Origin of the sequence: Tahibacter caeni (assembly GCF_024609805.1) — a bacterium.
GTDB lineage: Bacteria > Pseudomonadota > Gammaproteobacteria > Xanthomonadales > Rhodanobacteraceae > Tahibacter > Tahibacter caeni.
The window spans coordinates 1-16,987 of record NZ_JANFVR010000080.1 but is presented as its reverse complement, the minus strand read 5'-3'; the positions used below and the strand labels follow the sequence as shown (position 1 = coordinate 16,987).

15 protein-coding genes and 1 pseudogene are annotated in these 16,987 nt (G+C 69.7%); 8 read left to right on the top strand and 8 right to left on the bottom strand.

What is annotated here, in order from left to right:
- Nucleotides 1–28: 28 nt before the first annotated feature.
- Nucleotides 29–1,804: a phosphoenolpyruvate carboxykinase (GTP) gene (locus tag NON22_RS09485; protein ID WP_257386691.1), complete on the bottom strand. Its 1,776-nt coding sequence runs from the start codon at nucleotides 1,802–1,804 to the stop codon at nucleotides 29–31.
- Nucleotides 1,805–1,940: 136 nt separating this feature from the next.
- On the bottom strand, nucleotides 1,941–2,528 hold the full coding sequence (locus NON22_RS09480; RefSeq protein WP_257386690.1) for a TetR/AcrR family transcriptional regulator: 588 nt from the start codon (nucleotides 2,526–2,528) through the stop codon (nucleotides 1,941–1,943).
- A gap of 177 nt (nucleotides 2,529–2,705) precedes the next feature.
- On the opposite strand from NON22_RS09480, the gene NON22_RS09475 reads away from it, so the two are divergent.
- The 3 genes from NON22_RS09475 to NON22_RS09465 all read left to right on the top strand — a co-directional run bounded on the left by NON22_RS09475 (nucleotide 2,706) and on the right by NON22_RS09465 (nucleotide 6,590).
- Nucleotides 2,706–3,563: an alpha/beta fold hydrolase gene (locus NON22_RS09475; RefSeq protein ID WP_425507966.1), complete on the top strand. Its 858-nt coding sequence runs from the start codon at nucleotides 2,706–2,708 to the stop codon at nucleotides 3,561–3,563.
- A gap of 18 nt (nucleotides 3,564–3,581) precedes the next feature.
- A complete protein-coding gene (locus tag NON22_RS09470) occupies nucleotides 3,582–6,050 on the top strand; it encodes an acyl-CoA dehydrogenase (RefSeq protein WP_257386688.1) in 2,469 nt (822 codons plus the stop codon).
- A 69-nt stretch (nucleotides 6,051–6,119) separates the two neighbouring features.
- Nucleotides 6,120–6,590, top strand: a complete 471-nt coding sequence (locus tag NON22_RS09465) for a hotdog fold domain-containing protein (protein WP_257386687.1) — start codon at nucleotides 6,120–6,122, stop codon at nucleotides 6,588–6,590.
- 206 nt (nucleotides 6,591–6,796) lie between these two features.
- Here the strand turns inward: NON22_RS09465 and NON22_RS09460 are convergent, their stop codons facing one another.
- The 3 genes from NON22_RS09460 to NON22_RS09450 form a co-directional block, all read right to left on the bottom strand.
- Nucleotides 6,797–7,348 (bottom strand): Pycsar system effector family protein, encoded by a 552-nt coding sequence (locus NON22_RS09460; protein WP_257386685.1) that lies wholly within the window; start codon nucleotides 7,346–7,348, stop codon nucleotides 6,797–6,799.
- 191 nt (nucleotides 7,349–7,539) lie between these two features.
- The gene (locus NON22_RS09455) at nucleotides 7,540–10,245 is read right to left on the bottom strand and encodes a M1 family metallopeptidase (RefSeq protein ID WP_257386684.1); all 2,706 of its coding nucleotides are present in this window, start codon (nucleotides 10,243–10,245) and stop codon (nucleotides 7,540–7,542) included.
- Nucleotides 10,246–10,333: 88 nt separating this feature from the next.
- Nucleotides 10,334–11,170 carry a DUF4097 family beta strand repeat-containing protein gene (locus tag NON22_RS09450; protein ID WP_257386683.1) on the bottom strand — a complete coding sequence of 279 codons (837 nt, stop codon included), beginning with the start codon at nucleotides 11,168–11,170 and terminating at the stop codon, nucleotides 10,334–10,336.
- Nucleotides 11,171–11,680: 510 nt separating this feature from the next.
- Here NON22_RS09450 and NON22_RS09445 point away from each other — a divergent pair.
- From NON22_RS09445 to NON22_RS09430, 4 genes are read left to right on the top strand one after another with little or no spacing between them, the layout of a single operon-like run.
- Nucleotides 11,681–12,643: a hypothetical protein gene (locus NON22_RS09445; protein ID WP_257386682.1), complete on the top strand. Its 963-nt coding sequence runs from the start codon at nucleotides 11,681–11,683 to the stop codon at nucleotides 12,641–12,643.
- On the top strand, nucleotides 12,640–13,236 hold the full coding sequence (locus NON22_RS09440; protein WP_257386681.1) for a GTP-binding protein: 597 nt from the start codon (nucleotides 12,640–12,642) through the stop codon (nucleotides 13,234–13,236). Before NON22_RS09445 ends, NON22_RS09440 begins: the two co-directional genes overlap by 4 nt.
- The gene (locus tag NON22_RS09435; protein WP_257386680.1) at nucleotides 13,233–13,688 is read left to right on the top strand and encodes a roadblock/LC7 domain-containing protein; all 456 of its coding nucleotides are present in this window, start codon (nucleotides 13,233–13,235) and stop codon (nucleotides 13,686–13,688) included. Before NON22_RS09440 ends, NON22_RS09435 begins: the two co-directional genes overlap by 4 nt.
- Before the next feature lie 52 nt (nucleotides 13,689–13,740).
- On the top strand, nucleotides 13,741–14,100 hold the full coding sequence (locus NON22_RS09430; RefSeq protein ID WP_257386679.1) for a roadblock/LC7 domain-containing protein: 360 nt from the start codon (nucleotides 13,741–13,743) through the stop codon (nucleotides 14,098–14,100).
- A gap of 139 nt (nucleotides 14,101–14,239) precedes the next feature.
- Here NON22_RS09430 and ahpD read toward each other — a convergent pair whose 3' ends face one another.
- Entirely contained in the window at nucleotides 14,240–14,770 is a 531-nt protein-coding gene (gene ahpD / locus NON22_RS09425; protein WP_257386678.1) for an alkylhydroperoxidase, AhpD family, read from the bottom strand.
- Nucleotides 14,771–14,950: 180 nt separating this feature from the next.
- The gene (locus NON22_RS09420; RefSeq protein ID WP_257386677.1) at nucleotides 14,951–15,490 is read right to left on the bottom strand and encodes a peroxiredoxin; all 540 of its coding nucleotides are present in this window, start codon (nucleotides 15,488–15,490) and stop codon (nucleotides 14,951–14,953) included.
- Between the two features lie 138 nt (nucleotides 15,491–15,628).
- Here NON22_RS09420 and oxyR point away from each other — a divergent pair, with 138 nt between their 5' ends.
- Complete coding sequence (gene oxyR, locus NON22_RS09415) at nucleotides 15,629–16,525, top strand: DNA-binding transcriptional regulator OxyR (RefSeq protein ID WP_257386676.1); 897 nt, start codon at nucleotides 15,629–15,631, stop codon at nucleotides 16,523–16,525.
- A 185-nt stretch (nucleotides 16,526–16,710) separates the two neighbouring features.
- On the opposite strand, the pseudogene NON22_RS09410 reads toward oxyR, so the two are convergent.
- A pseudogene (locus NON22_RS09410) lies at nucleotides 16,711–16,987 on the bottom strand (penicillin-binding protein 1C); the annotation flags it as partial.

Genomic DNA, 16,987 nt, shown 5'->3' with positions numbered 1-16,987 from the left:
GGAACCGGCCGGGCCATGCGGCGGCGGATCAGCCCACCGCGGCGCGCGGCGGCGCCGCCGGCGCGGCAGCGAGCTCGTCGCGCACGCGCGCATGCTCCTGCTTCAGTGCCGCCGGCGTGCGTTCGCCGAACGAATCCAGGTATTCGGCGATGCCGGCATATTCGCGCGCCCAGCCTTCGCGGTCGACGCCGAGCAGCAGGTCGAGCTGCGCGTCGCTGAGCGACAGACCGGCCAGGTTCAGGTCCTCGCGCCGCGGCAGGTTGCCGATCGGCGTCTCGACTGCGCCGACCGCGTCCTTGCAGCGGCCGACGATCCATTCGAGCACGCGCATGTTGTCGCCGAAGCCCGGCCAGACGAACTTGCCGTCGGCCTTGCGGAACCAGTTGACGTGGAACACCTTCGGCAGCTTCGCGTTGGGCCTGTCGAAGCTGAGCCAATGCGCGAAGTAGTCGGCGAAGTTGTAGCCGCAGAACGGCTTCATCGCCATGGAGTCGCGCCGCAGCACGCCGACCGCGCCGGTCGCCGCCGCCGTGGTTTCCGAACCCATCGCGGCGCCGACGAGCACGCCGTGCTTCCAGTCGCGCGCCTCGAACACGAGCGGCACGAGCGATTCGCGGCGGCCGCCGAAGATGATGGCCGAGATCGGCACGCCCTGCGGATCCTCGGACCGCGGCGACCAGCTCGGGCACTGCCGCGCGCTGACCGTGAAGCGCGAGTTCGGGTGCGCGGCCGGGCCGTTGGCCGGATCGTAGTCGCGGCCCTGCCAGTCCCTGGCCGGCTTGCCCTCGGGCAGTCCTTCCCACCAGGGCTGCTGATCGGCGGTCTCGGCGACGTTGGTGAAGATCGCGTCGTGGTCGAGCATGGCCAGCGCGTTGGGATTCGTGCTGCGGCTCGTGCCCGGCGCGACGCCGAAGAAGCCGGCTTCCGGATTGATCGCCCAGAGACGCCCGTCGGGGCCCGGCTGCATCCAGCATATGTCGTCGCCGATGGTCCAGACCTTCCAGCCCGGATAGGCGGCCGGCGGGATCAGCATCGCGAGATTGGTCTTGCCGCAGGCCGACGGAAACGCCGCGGCGACGTAGTGGATCTCGCCCTGCGGGCTCTCCAGCCCGAGGATCAGCATGTGCTCGGCGAGCCAGCCTTCCTGGCGCGCCTGCCACGAGGCGATGCGCAGCGCATGGCATTTCTTGCCGAGCAGCGCATTGCCGCCGTAGCCCGAGCCGATCGACTTGATCGTCAGCTCTTCGGGGAAGTGCATGATGAAGCGCTTGGCCGGATCGAGGTCGCCGATCGAGTGCAGACCCTTGACGAAGCCGCCGTCGCGCTCGATCCGTGCGAGGGCCGCCTCGCCCATGCGCGTCATGACGCGCATGTTCGCGACGACGTAGGGGCTGTCGGTGATCTCCACGCCGCAGCGCGCCAGCGGCGAATCGATCGGTCCCATGCAATACGGGACGACGTAGAGCGTGCGGCCCTTCATGCAGCCGGCGAACAGCGCGTCGATCTTGCGGTGCGCCTCGTCCGGGGCCATCCAGTGGTTGTTCGCGCCGGCGTCCTCGGCGTTGGCCGGGCAGACGAAGGTCAGGTGCTCGACGCGGGCGACGTCGCTGGGATTGGAGCGGTGCAGGTAGCAGTTCGGGTGCGTGGCCGGATTCAGCTCGGTCAGGTCGCCGGTGTCGAGCATCAGTTCGACGAGCGCCTGGTATTCCGCTTCCGAGCCGTCGCACCAATGGATGCGGTCCGGCTGGGTCAGACGGGCGACTTCATCGACCCATCGGTTCAACGCATCGAGCTTGCTGGCCATGTCTCCGGATCCTGGGCCCGCCGCGGGCCCGCCTGAAAGTGAGGCGGGCCACGTTAGCGGCCGGCCGCCGCCATTGCAACAAATTGACAGGCAGCCTCCAGAAAGATCAACGACTTGCGTCATAGCGCCGCAGCGGTCACGGAATCAGCGTCGACACCGCATGCTCGACGTATTCGTCGAACTCCGCATGCGACAGGCGCGGCAGGCCGAGTTGCAGCGACAGCTGCAGGAAGCCCGCATAGGCCGCATAGGTCAGCCGTGCGCGGAACGAGGCCGCGACCGGGTCGAGGCCGAGCTGGAGGTAGGTCGCGCTCAGGAAGTCGATGCGTTTCTGCGACACGCGCGACATGACCGGCTGCACGATCGGATGGTCCAGGGCGCGCAGCAGCGCCGAATAGACCGCATGCGACGGCAGGTCGCGGCCGGTCAGGCGGAACAGCGCGCGCAACCGCTCGCGCGGATCGGCGATCGGCTCGCCGCCGAGGAAGCCCGCCTCGTCGGTGCGCTCCCAGCGTTCCAGGGTCGCCTTGAGCAGGGCCTCGCGGGTCGGGAAATGCCAGTAGAAACTGCCCTTGGTCACGCCGAGCCGGCGCGCCAGCGGCTCGACCGCGGCGGCGGCCACCCCCTGCTCGGCGATGGCGTCGAGGGCCGCGTGCTCCCAGTCGGCCGTCGACAGGCGGCTGCGATTTTCCAGCGGGGTGACGGTGGCAGGTGCGTGTGTCATGGCTAGGTTCCGGCGGGTACCGCGTCGCGGCGAGGCCACGGGAACCTACTTGAGCCCGGCGTATGGAAGCCTCTGTTCAGAAAGATTTGATCGAATGCCTAGGTATCTCGGATTGAATACTCTAGTTCTCTGCGAATACTCAAACGAATGTTTGAAGCCCGCCAAACCCCTGCCAAGATGTTGAATCACAAGGCCGCCGTGAGCCTGCTCGCGGCCGACGGCCTGGCTATTTCGTGCGATCTGCACGGCATGGCCGGCAATCCTTCCCTGGTCTTCACTCACGGCTTCGGCCAGACCCGGCTGGCCTGGCAGGCCAGCGCCGCGACCCTGGCCGAACACGGTTTCCTCTGCCTCTGCGCCGACGCGCGCGGCCACGGCGCCAGCGACTGGCATCCGCAGGGCGCCTATTCGATCGATCAGTTCATCAATGACCTCGAGCTCGTGGCCGGCTTCGCCGGGCCGTCGGCCGTCCTCGTCGGCGCCTCGTTCGGCGGCCTGGTCGGCCTGCTCGCCCAGGCGCGCCGGCCCGGGTTGTTCCGTGCGCTGGTCCTCGTCGACATCACGCCGCGCTGGGAGACCGCCGGCGTCGAACGCATCCTCGCCTTCATGCGCGCCCATCCGGACGGCTTCGCCTCGCTCGACCAGGCGGCCGCGAGCATCGCGGCCTACCTGCCGCACCGGCGCGAGACGCGCTCGCCGCAGCGGCTGCAGTCGCTGCTGGTACAGCGCGACGACGGCCGCTACCGCTGGCACTGGGACCCGGCCCTGCTCGAACGCATCGCCGAGAACGGCGAACGCCACCAGGCCGCGCTGATCGAGGCCGCGCGGCAGATCCGCATTCCGGTGCTGCTGCTCTCGGGCAGCGACAGCGACGTGGTCTCGCAGGCCACGATCGACGAATTCCTCGACCTGGTGCCGCAGGCGCGCCACGTCGTCGTGCCGCGCGCCACCCACATGGTCGCCGGCGACCGCAATGACTTGTTCACCGACGCTGTGCTTTCCTTTGTCCGCACCCTGCCGCAGGGGCGGAACTGATCGACTGAGGAGTCCGCCATGCAACATTGGTTTCCCCTGCTCGCCGCGATCCTCGTATCGCTGGCCTGCTCCTACCGGCGCGTCGCGCTGCGCACCTGGAGCGCGCTCACCGCGGTCGCCATCGTTGCGGCCGGCGTGCTCGCCGAATCCCACTGGCTGGCGACGTCGATCACGTTTCTCGTGTTCGCCCTGGTCGCCGTGCCGCTGAACCTGACCGATTTCCGCCGCAAGCGCCTGAGCGCGCCGCTGCTGGCGATCTATCAGAAGATCACGCCGCAGCTGTCGCCGACCGAGAAGATCGCGCTCGAAGCCGGCACGGTCGGTTTCGAAGGCGAGCTGTTCAGCGGCAAGCCGAACTGGAACCAGCTGCTGCGCCAGCCCGAGCCGGTGCTGTCGGCCGACGAACGCGCGTTCCTCGACGGCCCGGTCGAGGAACTCTGCCGCATGATCAACGACTGGGAGATCACCCACGAGCTGGCCGACCTGCCGCCGCCGGTCTGGGAGTTCCTCAAGAAGAACAAGTTCTTCGGCATGATCATCCCGCGCGAGTACGGCGGCCTGCAGTTCTCGGCGCTCGCGCATTCGGTGGTGCTGCAGAAGCTCGCCAGTATCTCCACGACCGTGGGCTCGACCGTCGCCGTGCCGAACTCGCTCGGCCCGGCCGAGCTGCTGCTGCACTACGGCACCAAGGAACAAAAGGACTACTACCTGCCGCGCCTGGCCGACGGCCGCGAGATTCCGTGTTTCGCGCTGACCGGTCCGTACGCGGGCTCGGACGCGACCTCGATTCCGGACTACGGCGTGGTCTGCAAGGGCGAGTGGAACGGCGCGAACGTGCTCGGCGTGCGCCTGACCTTCGACAAGCGCTACATCACGCTCGCGCCGATCGCGACCGTGGTCGGCCTCGCGTTCCGCATGTACGACCCGGAAAAGCTGCTCGGCGACGTCGAGGACCTCGGCATCACGCTGGCGCTGCTGCCGCGCGACACCAAGGGCCTGGAGATCGGCCGCCGCCACATGCCGCTGAACATTCCGTTCCAGAACGGCCCGGTGCGCGGCAAGGACGTGTTCGTGCCGCTGTCGCAGCTGATCGGCGGACCGGAGATGGCCGGCGAAGGCTGGCGCATGCTCGTCGAATGCCTGTCGGTCGGCCGCGCGATCTCGCTGCCGTCGAACGCGACCGGCGCGGCGCGCATCGGCTCGATCGCGACCGGCGCCTACGCGCGCATCCGCAAGCAGTTCGGCATGGCGATCGGCCGCTTCGAAGGCGTCGAGGAAGCGCTCGCGCGCATCGGCGGCTATACGTATGCGATCAGCGCGCTGTCGCGCGCGACGGCCGCCGCCGTCGACCGCGGCGAGAAGCCCTCGGTGCCGTCGGCGATCGCCAAGTACCACGCGACCGAACTCGGCCGCGAGATCGCCAAGGACGTCATGGACGTGCACGGCGGCAAGGGCGTGATCCTCGGCCCGCGCAACTACGCCGGCCGCGCCTGGCAGGGCGCGCCGATCGCGATCACGGTCGAAGGCGCGAACATCCTGACGCGCAGCATGATGATCTTCGGCCAGGGCGCGATCCGCTGCCATCCGTTCGTGCTCAAGGAAATGCAGGCGACGCAGCTGGCCGATTACCGCGAGCGCCTGCAGGCATTCGACAAGGCGCTGTTCGGCCACATCGGCTTCGCGATCTCCAATGCCGTGCGCAGCTTCGTGCTCGGCCTGACCCACGCGAAGATCGGCTCGGCCCCGGGCGACAAGTACACGCGGCGCTTCTACCGCAAGCTCAACCGCTATGCCGCGGCGCTGGCGCTGACCGCCGACACCTCTATGCTGGTGCTCGGCGGCAAGCTCAAGTTCAAGGAAAAGATCTCGGCCCGCCTCGGCGACGTGCTGTCGAATCTCTACATCGCCTCGGCCATGCTCAAGCGCTACGAGGACCAGGGCCGTCCGGTCGCCGACCAGCCGATGCTGGCCTGGGCCTTCCACGACAGCGTCTGGCGCATGCAGATGGCGCTCGACGGCGTGCTGCGCAACTTCCCGGTGCGGCCGGTGGCCTGGCTGCTGCGCGCGCTGATCTTCCCGCTCGGCCGCCGCGAAGTGCCGCCGTCGGACCGCCTCGGCCGCCGCGTCGCCGCGATCCTCTGCACGCCGAACGAGACGCGCGACCGCCTGGCCGGCGACGTCTACCTGACGCCGAACGCGAACAACCCGATCGGCCGCATGAACGCGCTGCTGGCCGACGTGATCGCCGCCGAACCCGTCGAACGCAAGTTCCTCAAGGCCGTGAAGACCCTGGCGGTCAAGGCCTACGACTACAACGGCCAGCTGGCCGAAGTCGAAGCCGCCGGCGCAATCACGAGCGAGGAGCGCAAGCTGCTCGAGCGCGTGCGCACCGCGACGTTCGAGTTCATCAGCGTCGACGACTTCGACCCGCGCGATCTCGAAGCCGCGGTCAAGCACGGCAAGACCGTGCTGCGTTCCGTCGCCTGATCCGCCTCGCGACGGCGGCCGCCACGGCCGCCGTCGCTTCCTTTCCGTTCGTCCCGGGAATGCGACGCCATGGCTTCGCAAGCGCTGCAGCTGTTCCACAAATACGGCCGGTCGAGTCTGGGTCGCTGGTTCTTTTCGCGGCTGATCTGCTGGCGCGCGCCTTACTTCAGCAGCATCTCGCCGCTGATCGAACGCCTCGAAGCCGGCCGCTGCGACGTGCGCATACGCCAGCGCCGGCGCCTGCAGAACCATATCGGCACCGTGCACGCGATCGCGATGTGCAACATGGCCGAGCTCGCCGGCGGCCTGGCCACCGACGCGACGATACCGGCCGACATGCGCTGGATTCCGAAAAGAATGAGCGTGCGCTACCTGAAGAAGGCCAGCGGCCGCCTGACCGCGACCGCGCGCGTGCCGGCCGTCGCCGATCCGGAGCAGGCGCAGGACCTCCACGCCACGGTCGAAGTCCGCGACGCGCAGAACGACGTCGTGTTCGACGCCGACATCACGATGTGGGTCAGTCCGAAGAAGGTCGGCTAGGCGGCCGGCTGCAACGGAGCGCGCGGCACGCCGGCTGCCGGTGAGCCCGCAGTGCGAACCGCAACGTAGCGGCCGCGACGCTGCATGAGCTCGCCGGCGGAAGCTGCGGCGCCGGATCGCCGCGTCGAACTCCGCGAATCGCTTCGCCAAAGACGTTTCACACGCCGGCCTCGACGTGGCGATTCGGCGGCACAACCGGCTCGCAACTACCCCAGCGCGAGCTGCAGCGCCTGCTCGGCGCTCGCGAGTACGAAGCCGGTCAGGAAGAACAGGTAGCTCAGGCGCAGATAGCGGTACTTGTGCCGCGCGAGATAGAGCCCGAGGGAATAGAGGTCCTTGGCCTGGGTCTCGTAGATCGTGCCGTCGGGCTGCAGCGTGCGCGCGACTTCCTGCAGGAAACGCTCGCGCGAAAGCTCGGAGAAATGGCCGAAGAACAGCAGGTTGAAATACGGCGGCAGCTCGTCGCTGTGCAGCCGCAACGGCCGGTATTTAGGCAGCACGGCGAGTATCGCGAGCAGCAGCGCGAGCAGGGTGAAGCCGATCAGGATCAGCACGCTGACGCGCAGGCCCGGCTCGTTGAGCCGGCCCAGCGACAGGGTCAGCACGATGGACGACACCGTGATGATGATGTTGGCCTTGGTGTCGGCCATGGCCGACAGCTGCACGTGGTGCTGCTGCGCCGTGCGCAGGATGTTGTCCGACGTGTTGCGCTCGGGAATCTGCGCGAACGCATTGGGACTGCCGTCTGTCTCGCTCATGTCCTGCCCCTTTCGAATTCCCTCCGGCGCGACGCCGCCGATAGCGGCGCTGCGGAACCGCCGTCGCCCGTTCCGCGGAACGGCCCCGCAACGGCGTAGCGGCGAGCATAAACAACTCGCGCGGTCGCGCGGCAGCGGCGGCGTGCGGCACCCGCCCGGCAGCGCCGCAAACCGGCCCGCACGCGGTGCCCTCAGCCCGCCGTGTCGGCCTCGCGCCGCGCCGCGACCCAGCGCTGCAGCGCCGCAGCGCCGTGCTTCTCGCGCCGCGCCGCGCAGAGATTGATCGCCTCCTCGGCGCGCAGCAGGCCCTGCGCCGTGCCCCCGACCTTGGCCGCGTCGCGCGCGAAGAAGCGCACGATCTGCTGCGCCTGCTCGCGCGTGCACCAACCCTCGGCGACGAGCTCGGGCAGCCGGCCGTGGACGAACACCGGCGTATGCGCGACGACGGCCGCGTAGCGGCGCTGGAACCAGCTCCACAGCGCCGCGCGGTTGCGCGGTTCGTACTGGTGCACGCCGAGCACGCGCGCGGTCTCGCTGACCTGGGTCGCGTCGCCGATCGCGAATTCGCGCACGCGCTCGCCCTGCGCCGGGTCGGTCGTCGCACCGAGCGCCATGGCCATGCTCAGGCGCAGGTTCGCGTCGCCGGTGCGTGCGAGCTCGGCGATCAGCGCATCGATCGCCGGCGCGCCGAGTTCCTGCACCGTCACCGCGAGCACGGTGCCGAGCAGGTCGTAGTTCGCCGCGCCGAAGCGCAGGCGGCCCTTGCCGTCGCCGGCCAGCACCGCCTTGCCCTGGGCCAGCAGCGCCGTGCGCACGGGCTTGCTTTCGACCTTGCGCGCGAGCAGCTCGACGAGGTCGGCGCGCAGCAGCGCCGCCTCCTCGCTCTCGCCGGCGCGGCGCAGATAGCCCAGCGCCTGCAGGCGCGGCAGATAGAGCTGCACCACGTAGGCGTCGACCGCCGCACGCGCCGCGGCGTCGGCCAGGTGAGTGCGTATCCAGACCAGCTCCGCCTGCAGCGCGAACGCGGCCTCGCGCGTCGTCGCGCCGGCGAGCTGGCCGATCGCGTCGAGTACGCCGGCCGCATCGACGTCGCCGCGCTCGAAGCCGGCCTTGATCGCGTCGGCGAAGGCGAGCTGTTCGCGATCGCCGAGCCTGGCCGCGACGCGCGTCAGCGCGGCGAGGTCCCGGGCGGCCAGCGCGACACGGTAATAGCCGCGCGCGTCCGCATTCGGCAGATACCAGTCGGGACAACCGCCGTCGAGAATCATCTCGGCCTCGGGGCGATCGAACAGCTGGCACTGCACGGCGCTCGCCGCGCCCTTGCCGCTGCGCACGCATAACGGAATGCCCCAGGTCTGCGCCGCAGCTTCGCCGCCCGAGCCGAGCGGGAAATAGCGCTGCTGGCTCAGCCGCAGCCGCGCCTTGCCGCCGTCGCACCGCAGTTCGCTGCGCACGAGCGGCACGCCGGGCTGGTCGAGAAAACTGCGCATGGCCGTGCCGAACGCGGCGCCCTTGTCGCCGGCGCGCTGCAGCGCCGCGATCAGGTCGTCGGAGGTCGCGTTCGCGAACGCATGCTCGCGCAGGTACCGGCGCAGGCCGTCGCGGAACGGCCGCTCGCCGACCCAGGCCTCGAACATGCCGAGCACGGCGGCACCCTTGCCGTAGGTCAGGCTGTCGAACGCGCCTTCGATGTCGCCGTTGTCGCGGATCGGCTGGCGTACCCGGCGCGCGCCGGCCAGGCTGTCGGCGGCCATGGCCTGCTGCGCCGAGGCGATGCCGCGCAGGTCGGCGCGCTGGGCCGGCCGCAGGGTCTGCGTGATGCGCCGCTCCATCCAGGTCGCGAACGCCTCGTTGAGCCAGAGGTCGTCCCACCAGGGCATGGTCACGGTATCGCCGAACCATTGGTGCGCGAGCTCGTGCGCATTGACTTCGAACGAGGCCCGCCGCAGCTGCGCCGGCGTGTTCGCGTCGAGCAGCAGCAGGCTCTCGCGGAAGATCACGAGGCCCGGATTCTCCATCGCGCCGGCGCTGAAGTCCGGCGCGGCCAGCAGGTCGAGCTTGCCGAACGCATAGGCGTAGCCGAAATAGTCCTCGAGCGCGGTGACGATGGCCGGCGTCGCCGCGAGCGCTTCGGCCAGCCGCGGCCCTTCGCCGTGCGGCGCGATCGCGCGCAGCGGCAGCGCATTCTTGCGCCACGCCGTCGCGGCGATCGGCTTAGCGTCGACGACGTCCCAGGGTCCGACGGCGAACGCGAGCAGATAGGTCGGCAGCTCGGGCGTGGTGCGGAAGGTGACCCGGCGCGAGCCGTCGGGCAGAGTCTGCTCGGCGCTCTGCGCGGTATTGGCGACGGCCTGCAGGCCGGCCGGAATCACGAGGCTCAGCGCGAACGGCGTCTTGAAGCGCGGCTCGTCGAAGCCCGGAAAGGCGCGCCGCGCGCTGACCGGCTCCATCTGCGTGATGACGTAGGGCTGGCCCGCGCGTCGCGTGCGATATACGCCTTCGAGGCGGCTGTTGTAGCGTGCGCGGTAGACGAAGCGCAGCTGCAGTTCCTGCGGCGGCACGGTCTGGCCGAACTCGACCGCGGCGACGCCGCTGTCGCCCACGGACGCGAAGCGCGCCGGCTGCGCGGGGCCGGCCACGGTCCGCCATTCGACGCGCTCGACCTGCAGGTCCGACGCATGCAGCCAGATGCGCTCGGCCGGACGCTTCAGCGCGATGCGGATGTCCGCCGTCGCGCTGAAGCCCTCGGCGGCCGGGTCGATGCGGAATTCCAGCGCGTACTGCAGCGGCTCGGCCGTATCCGGCAGCTTGCCCAACGGCGGCGCCGGAGACACGCCAACGGCCGCGGCGCTGCAGGCGCAGAACAGGAAACCGACCAGCCGACGCGCGACGTCCATCGTGACCTCCGCAGGAATCCGCGGAGGCTAGCATCGTGCCACAGCGCGCGAACACGCGCCGGGCCGGCCGGCGCGCCGCGCAGCAGCGTCAGTCGTGATCGGGCAGGCTGACCCGGCCGCCGACGTCCGCGTAGTCGATGTTCTTGCGGCCGCCGGATTTCTCCTCGACGCGGAAATCGCCGCGTATGCCGCGCGCGTGGATGCCGCCGCTGGAATCGCTGCCGACTTCCGCGTTGCCGCCGATGTCGCGGAAGCGGATGTCGCCGGAGCTGTCGCGGCCGACGCGGGCGTTGCCGCTGACGTGCGCGATCTCGACGTCGCCGGAGCTGTCTTCCTCGACGACGACGTCGCGCGCCGCACCGTCGATCTCGATGTCGCCGGAACTGTCGCCGACGACGGTCACGTTGCCGCGGGCCTGTTCGACGTGGATGTCGCCCGAGGTGTCGCGGATGCGCACGTCGCCGCGCGGATCGTGGATCCTGATGTCGCCGGAGCTGTCGCGCAGCGCGATCGTGCCGGCGTCGGCGATCTCGATGTCGCCCGAGGAATCGTCGAGGTCCAGCACGAGCTCCTGCGGCAGGCGCACCTCGAGGTCGATGTAGGCGTAGTTGTCCGAGAACAGCTTGAACGTGCCCTCGTCGGGCGCCGTCGTGATCACGTCGAGGCGGTCGCCGCTGCGGCTGTGCTGCAGGTCCAGCGCGGCCAGCTGCTCGGCGCTCGCCGCGCAGGCGTTGCCGCGCAGTTCCACGCTCACGAGACCGGCGACGCCGACGACGCGCAGGTCGCCGGCGCGCGTCTGCAGCTTGAGGGTCTTGAGGCCGGCGGCCGGCACGGTGAGCTCGCGCTTGGCCTGGAAGGCGCAGCCGTCGGCGGCGGCGCTGCCGCTGAGCGCAGCGAGGAGAACGAAGCAGAGGATTCGGTTCATGGAGGGCTCGCAGTTGTTCGTGACGCGGAACAGGGATACGTCCGTGCCGGGATCGGATGCAGCAGCGCGGCCCAGGGTTTAAACCCGTCGCCGGCGGCGGCCGATCCGCGCCCGCCGACGCACGCTGCGGTCGCCGGAGTCTTTCACGGCCGTGCGGAATTCACGGCGGCGGCGCAGCGATCACGCGGATTTCACGCACGCCCACGACGAAGGTCGTAGATGCGCGGATGGAACTCCGCTCCGCACTGCATTGCGCCGTGTCGAACATTCTCAGTTGTTTGCATTTTGCGTGAGCCGTTTCCGATTTAACCGGTACACAATCAATCGCCGGTGCACGCAGTGCCCCGGATGGGTGCGTCCGACATGTCGACAGCCGTTGCGCTGCCGCGGCACTCCGCCAGTCGGGCGCGCCTGCAATCACACCGCGAGGACCGGATCGGACGCAGCCCGCGCACGCCGAAGGCTGCGCTCGGCCTCGCGCCGCCAAAGGTTCCGCAAGTGGCTAATACAATGACGAACCCGCAAGACACCGCGCCGTTCTGCATAGCGGTCGCGCTACCGACGCACCTGAAGTCCCTGGTCGAACGCCTGCTGCAGGGCGTGCTGCGCGAGCAGCCCGCCGATGTCGCGCGCTGGCGTCTCGGCGATGCGGTCGCGGCCGACGTGATCCTGCGCCTGCACGGCGACGGCACTCCGGCGATCTCGCCGAACCTGCTGGCGGAAGTGCGCGGCCGCGACGGCCGCTCGCATGCGCTGACGATAGAAGGCGCCTGGCGCAGCGGCGCGATGGCCGCGGCATTGGCGCGCATCGCGGAACTGGTCGTCGGCGAGCCGGCCGCGGCGCGGCCGCCGATCGCGATGCAATGGCTGCAGCGCTGGACCGCGCTGCGCCGGGAATGGCCGGCCGCGCAGCTCGCGCTGCAGGTCGGTGATCGTCCCGTCGCTGTGCTCGGCACGCGCCAGGCGACCCTGCATGCGCTGGACCGCGAGATCGCGGCGACGCCGGAAACGCTGATCGCCGCAATGACGCGCGCCGGCTGGAGCCTGACGCCCGCCGGCGGCGATGCGGCCGCGGCGCCGGGCGTTTCGCTGAAGCCGCTGCTTTGGCAGCTCGGCCTGCAGGCCGGCGCGGTCGGCGCGCTGCCCGCGCTGCAGTCGTCGGCCGCGCTGCGCCTCAAGGGCTGGCCGTATCTCGCCGCCGGCGGCCATCGCAGCTTCGCCGAGCTGATCCGGCACCTGCGCAACGGCGACAACAACCGCGCGAGCCTGCTCGCGCTCGAGCTCGCGCCGCGCGCGGTCGTCGACGGCTTCCTGAACGCCTGCGTGGTCTGCGAGTTCTTCCACGAGGACCTGCCGGCGCCGGAGCCGCGACCGTCCGCATCGGCCGCGGCGGCGGTGGCCGCCGCGCGCCAGTCCGGCGACTACGCGGCGATCGCCGCGATCCGGCGCACGCTCGGACTGGTGCGCCCATGAGCGAGATCACGCTGCTGTTCGCCGGCCCGATGGGCGCCGGCAAGACCACCGCGATACGCGCGATCAGCCAGATCGAGCCGATCAATACCGAAGTCGCGAACACCGACTTCAGCGAATCGGGCAAGGCGGAAACGACCGTCGCGCTCGACTACGGCGAGCTCTCGCTCGACAACGGCCATACCTTGCGCCTGTACGGTTCGCCGGGCCAGCGCCGCTTCGAGTTCATGTGGCCGCTGCTGGCCGAAGGCGCGCTCGGCGTCGTCGTGCTGCTCGACAACTCGCGCCCGGACCCGTTGGCCGACCTGCGCCTTTTCCTCGACGCGTTCGCGCGCCAGATCGGCGCCGGCCGCGTCGTCGTCGCGGTCGGCCGGCTCGACAGCCATCCGCAGCCGAGCCTCGACGACTACGCCGAAGCCGTCGCCGCGCGCGGCGAGTTCCTGCCGGTGCTCGCCGCCGACGTGCGCCGCCGCGACGACGTGACCGCGCTGCTCGATGTGCTGTTCGACCAGATCGAAGCGCAGGCCGCCGCGGCGGACGCCGCCGGCGACGATGACGAATGGCTGCAGCTAGTACGCCGCGCGAGGTCGCAATGAACCAGATTTCCCGCAGTCTGCCGCCGTCGCTGAAGAGCGCGATCGACGAGGCCGTGCGTTCGCTGCACCAGCGCGTGCCGGCCGCCATCGGCTGCGTGGTCGCGACCGTCGACGGCCGCCTGGTCGCCCAGGTCGTCGACAACGGCGCCGATCCGCAGCGCATCGCCGCGATGATCGGCTCGATGGTCGCGCTCGGCGAGACCATCGGCCGCGAAGTGCGCATCGACCGCTCCGACTACGTCGTCGTCAATGCGCTGAACGGCATTCTGCTCGCCCAGCGCGTGCCGGCCCGGCGCGAACTGTTCGTGGTTTCCACCCTCGCGCGCACGACGACCAACCTCGGCATCCTGCTGCACGAAACGCGCACGACCGCGGCCGAAATAGGTCGCGCCGTCGACGCCTGGCTCGACCACTACCAGGCCGCCGCCGCAGCCGCGGCTGCCGCCCACTGACCCTGACCGCCGCCCGCCGGCTGCGGGCTCACCAGACAACGAAGGATTACCAATGGCCAAGCTGGACCTCTCCCCCCTTTCCTCCATGGACGGCTTCATCGGCGCCGCCCTCGTCGACTCCGACAGCGGCATGGCCCTGGCCAAGCTCGGCGGCGGCGGCATCGACCTCGACCTCGCCGCGAGCGGCAACGCCGAAGTCGTGAAGTCCAAGCGCCGCGTCGCCACGGCGCTGAAGCTCAACGACACGATCGAGGACATCCTGATCAGCCTCGAACGCCAGTACCATCTCGTGCGTCCGCTGGAGCGCAATCCGGCGCTGTTCCTCTACGTCGTGCTCGACCGCGCCAAGTCCAACCTCGCGCTGTCGCGCCACGAGCTCAAGAACTTCGAGAAGAGCCTCGACTTCGCCTGAGCGAGAACGGCCGCGCGATCGCAGCGATCGCGCGGCCGCTTCGGTCCGCCGGGACAGAAGACGCCGCCCGATCGCCGGCGCTTCCCGGAACCGGACGTCGCGCTGCCCGCCGGAGTCGAGGCGCGGTTTGCGGGTTTTCTCAGCCGCGCTGTTCCAGCGTGACCGCGGCCGCGTGCACGACCGCGGCGATGCGCACGGCGCTCTGCACGGCCTGGGCCGTCAGCTCGTGCTTGCGCAGGGTCTTTTCGTGCGAGTCCATGCACATGCCGCAGCCGTTGATCGCCGAGACGGCCAGCGAGCAGAGTTCGAAATCGACCTTGTCGCAGCCCGGGTTGGCCATGGCGTTCATGCGCAGTCCGGCGCGCAGGCTCGCGTATTCGGTGTCGCTGACGAGATGGGTGAAGCGGTAATAGACATTGTTCATGGCCATGATCGCGGCGGCCGTGCGCGCGCCGTTGAGCTCGGCCTCGCTCGCATGCGCGGCGCCGTCGGCGGCCAGCGCCGCGACGAGCGGCTCGTAGCGCGAGGCGATGGCCGAGGCCAGCGCGACCAGCGCGATCTGCTTGCGGTTCAGGCCCGGCGCGCCGCCCTCGCTGAGCACGGAATCGAGGTTCAGGCGCAGGTCCTTGGCGTAGTCGGGAATCTGCGATTTCAGGTCGGCAACACTCATGGGACACTCCTCGCGTGGGGCCGCGTCGGCTGACCACGCTTCTTATCAATTGCTAAAAATGGACTGACGCGCCGGACCGCGGCGCGGATTCGCGCCGCGGCGGCAGGGAATGACGGGAATCGCGCCGCGGAGCCCGCGGCACCGGATCCGGCCGGCCGTTGCCGGCCGGATCTGCCTGCTTCAGGCGACCTTGATGACTTCCTCGCCCTGGTGCCAGTTGCACGGGCAGAGTTCGTCGGTCTGCAGCGCGTCGAGCACGCGCAGCACTTCTTCCGGATTGCGGCCGACCGACAGGTCGGTCACGTAGACGAAGCGGATGATGCCCTGCGGATCGACGATGAAAGTCGCACGCTGGGCGACGCCGGCTTCCTTGTCGAGGATGCCGAGCGCCGAGGTCAGCTCGCGCTTGATGTCGGCCAGCATCGGGAACGGCAGGTTGTTCAGGTCCTTGTGGTGCGTGCGCCAGGCGTGGTGCACGAATTCCGAGTCGGTCGAGCCGGTCAGCAGCTGCGCGTCGCGGTCGAGGAAGGCCTGGTTGTGCTTGGCGAAGCCGGTGATCTCGGTCGGGCAGACGAAGGTGAAATCCTTCGGGTAGAAGAACACGACGAGCCACTTGCCCTTGTAGGTGTCGTTGTTGATGTCGACGAAGGCGTTCTTGAGATCCGTCGAAACGGTGGCCTTGACGTTGAACTGCGGGAACTTGTCACCAACGCTGAGCATGGTTCACTCCTTGGGGTTGAAAACGACGTCCTTCGGAACGAAGGGGGAAACGCAACGGCGCGCAGAATACGCCCCGCTTTCTCATCTAGCCAATCAATTGATAACATCACGACGATAGATTCCGGCTATGACACCGCCATGAACCTGCGTGATCTGCGTTATCTGGTCGCCCTGGCCGAACACAAGCACTTCGGCCGCGCAGCGGATGCCAGCTTCGTGAGCCAGCCCACCTTGTCGACCCAGATCAAGAAACTGGAAGACGAGCTGGACGTGGCCCTGGTCGAGCGCACCCCGCGCAAGATACTGCTGACCGAGGTCGGACGCGAGATTGCGGCGCGGGCCCGGCACGTGCTCGACGAGGTCGAGCAGATCAAGGCCATCGCGCGGCGCACCAAGGATCCCGAGTCCGGCACCTTGCGCCTCGGCATCTTCCCGACCCTGGGCCCCTACCTGCTGCCGCACGTCGTGCCGGGCCTGCGCGAACGGTTTCCGCGGCTGGAGCTGCTGCTGACCGAGGAGAAGACCGAAACCCTGCTCGCGCGCCTGCGCGAAGGTCGCCTCGACGCGGCGCTGCTCGCGTTGCCGCTGCACGACGACCAGCTGCATGCGGAAGCGCTGTTCGACGAGCCTTTCGTGCTCGCCGTGCCGACCCAGCACCGCCTGGCCAAGCGCAAAGCACTCGCCGTCGCCGATCTGGAGACGGAAAGCCTGCTGCTGCTCGAGGACGGCCATTGCCTGCGCGACCAGGCGCTCGACGTCTGCCAGCTCGCCGGCGCCAGCGAACGCGACGGCTTCCGCGCGACGAGCCTCGAGACCCTGCGCCAGATGGTCGCGGCCAACGTCGGCATCACCCTGCTGCCGATGCTCGCCGTGCGCCCACCGGTGGTGCAGTCCGACGCGATCCACCTGCTGCCGTTCCGCGGCGAGGTGCCGAGCCGTCGCATCGCGCTGGTCTGGCGCAAGTCGGCCGCGATGAAAGGTTTCCTCGCCACGCTCGCCGACGAGCTCAAGCGGCTGACGAAGGGCTTGCTGTAGAAGCCTGCAACTTGCGGCGAGCGTCGCGAACCGCGACGTCGAGTCTCCGCCGGACCGCCCCGGGCGCAGCCCTCTCCGGCCCGGCAGTTCGCAGACGTCCACGGTCGGATCGCTGCGCCATGGACTCTTCGCGACGGACAATTCCCGCTGTCGCGGTTCGCCCGCGGCTCAGCGGCGATGCCTGCTCAATCCACCGCGATCACGCGCAGCTCGCGCGTGTCGCTGCGGCCGTGGTCGTCGACGACGCGCGCGGCGTGGGTGCCGGCGGCCAGCGGCGGCCAGAACAGGCTTTCGCCGGGTTTCGCCGCGCCGACGTAGTCGTCGTCGACGAACCAGTAGACCTCGCGCACGCCGGCGTCGACGGTCGCGCTGAACGCGACGCGCGCCTCGTCGCTGCCGGCGTCGTGGCGCGCACGCACGGTATAGGCCGCGCCGCGCAGCGGCGAAGTGATCTGCGGCGCC

Coding starts and splice junctions, on each gene's coding strand:
- NON22_RS09440 (WP_257386681.1), top strand. CDS start 12,640: ATGAGCGAGATCACGCTGCTGTTCGCCGGCCCGATGGGCGCCGGCAAG.
- oxyR (WP_257386676.1), top strand. CDS start 15,629: ATGAACCTGCGTGATCTGCGTTATCTGGTCGCCCTGGCCGAACACAAG.
- NON22_RS09455 (WP_257386684.1), bottom strand. CDS start 10,245: ATGGACGTCGCGCGTCGGCTGGTCGGTTTCCTGTTCTGCGCCTGCAGC.
- NON22_RS09445 (WP_257386682.1), top strand. CDS start 11,681: ATGACGAACCCGCAAGACACCGCGCCGTTCTGCATAGCGGTCGCGCTA.
- NON22_RS09435 (WP_257386680.1), top strand. CDS start 13,233: ATGAACCAGATTTCCCGCAGTCTGCCGCCGTCGCTGAAGAGCGCGATC.
- NON22_RS09420 (WP_257386677.1), bottom strand. CDS start 15,490: ATGCTCAGCGTTGGTGACAAGTTCCCGCAGTTCAACGTCAAGGCCACC.
- NON22_RS09430 (WP_257386679.1), top strand. CDS start 13,741: ATGGCCAAGCTGGACCTCTCCCCCCTTTCCTCCATGGACGGCTTCATC.
- NON22_RS09465 (WP_257386687.1), top strand. CDS start 6,120: ATGGCTTCGCAAGCGCTGCAGCTGTTCCACAAATACGGCCGGTCGAGT.
- NON22_RS09480 (WP_257386690.1), bottom strand. CDS start 2,528: ATGACACACGCACCTGCCACCGTCACCCCGCTGGAAAATCGCAGCCGC.
- NON22_RS09475 (WP_425507966.1), top strand. CDS start 2,706: ATGTTGAATCACAAGGCCGCCGTGAGCCTGCTCGCGGCCGACGGCCTG.
- NON22_RS09450 (WP_257386683.1), bottom strand. CDS start 11,170: ATGAACCGAATCCTCTGCTTCGTTCTCCTCGCTGCGCTCAGCGGCAGC.
- NON22_RS09485 (WP_257386691.1), bottom strand. CDS start 1,804: ATGGCCAGCAAGCTCGATGCGTTGAACCGATGGGTCGATGAAGTCGCC.
- NON22_RS09460 (WP_257386685.1), bottom strand. CDS start 7,348: ATGAGCGAGACAGACGGCAGTCCCAATGCGTTCGCGCAGATTCCCGAG.
- NON22_RS09470 (WP_257386688.1), top strand. CDS start 3,582: ATGCAACATTGGTTTCCCCTGCTCGCCGCGATCCTCGTATCGCTGGCC.
- ahpD (WP_257386678.1), bottom strand. CDS start 14,770: ATGAGTGTTGCCGACCTGAAATCGCAGATTCCCGACTACGCCAAGGAC.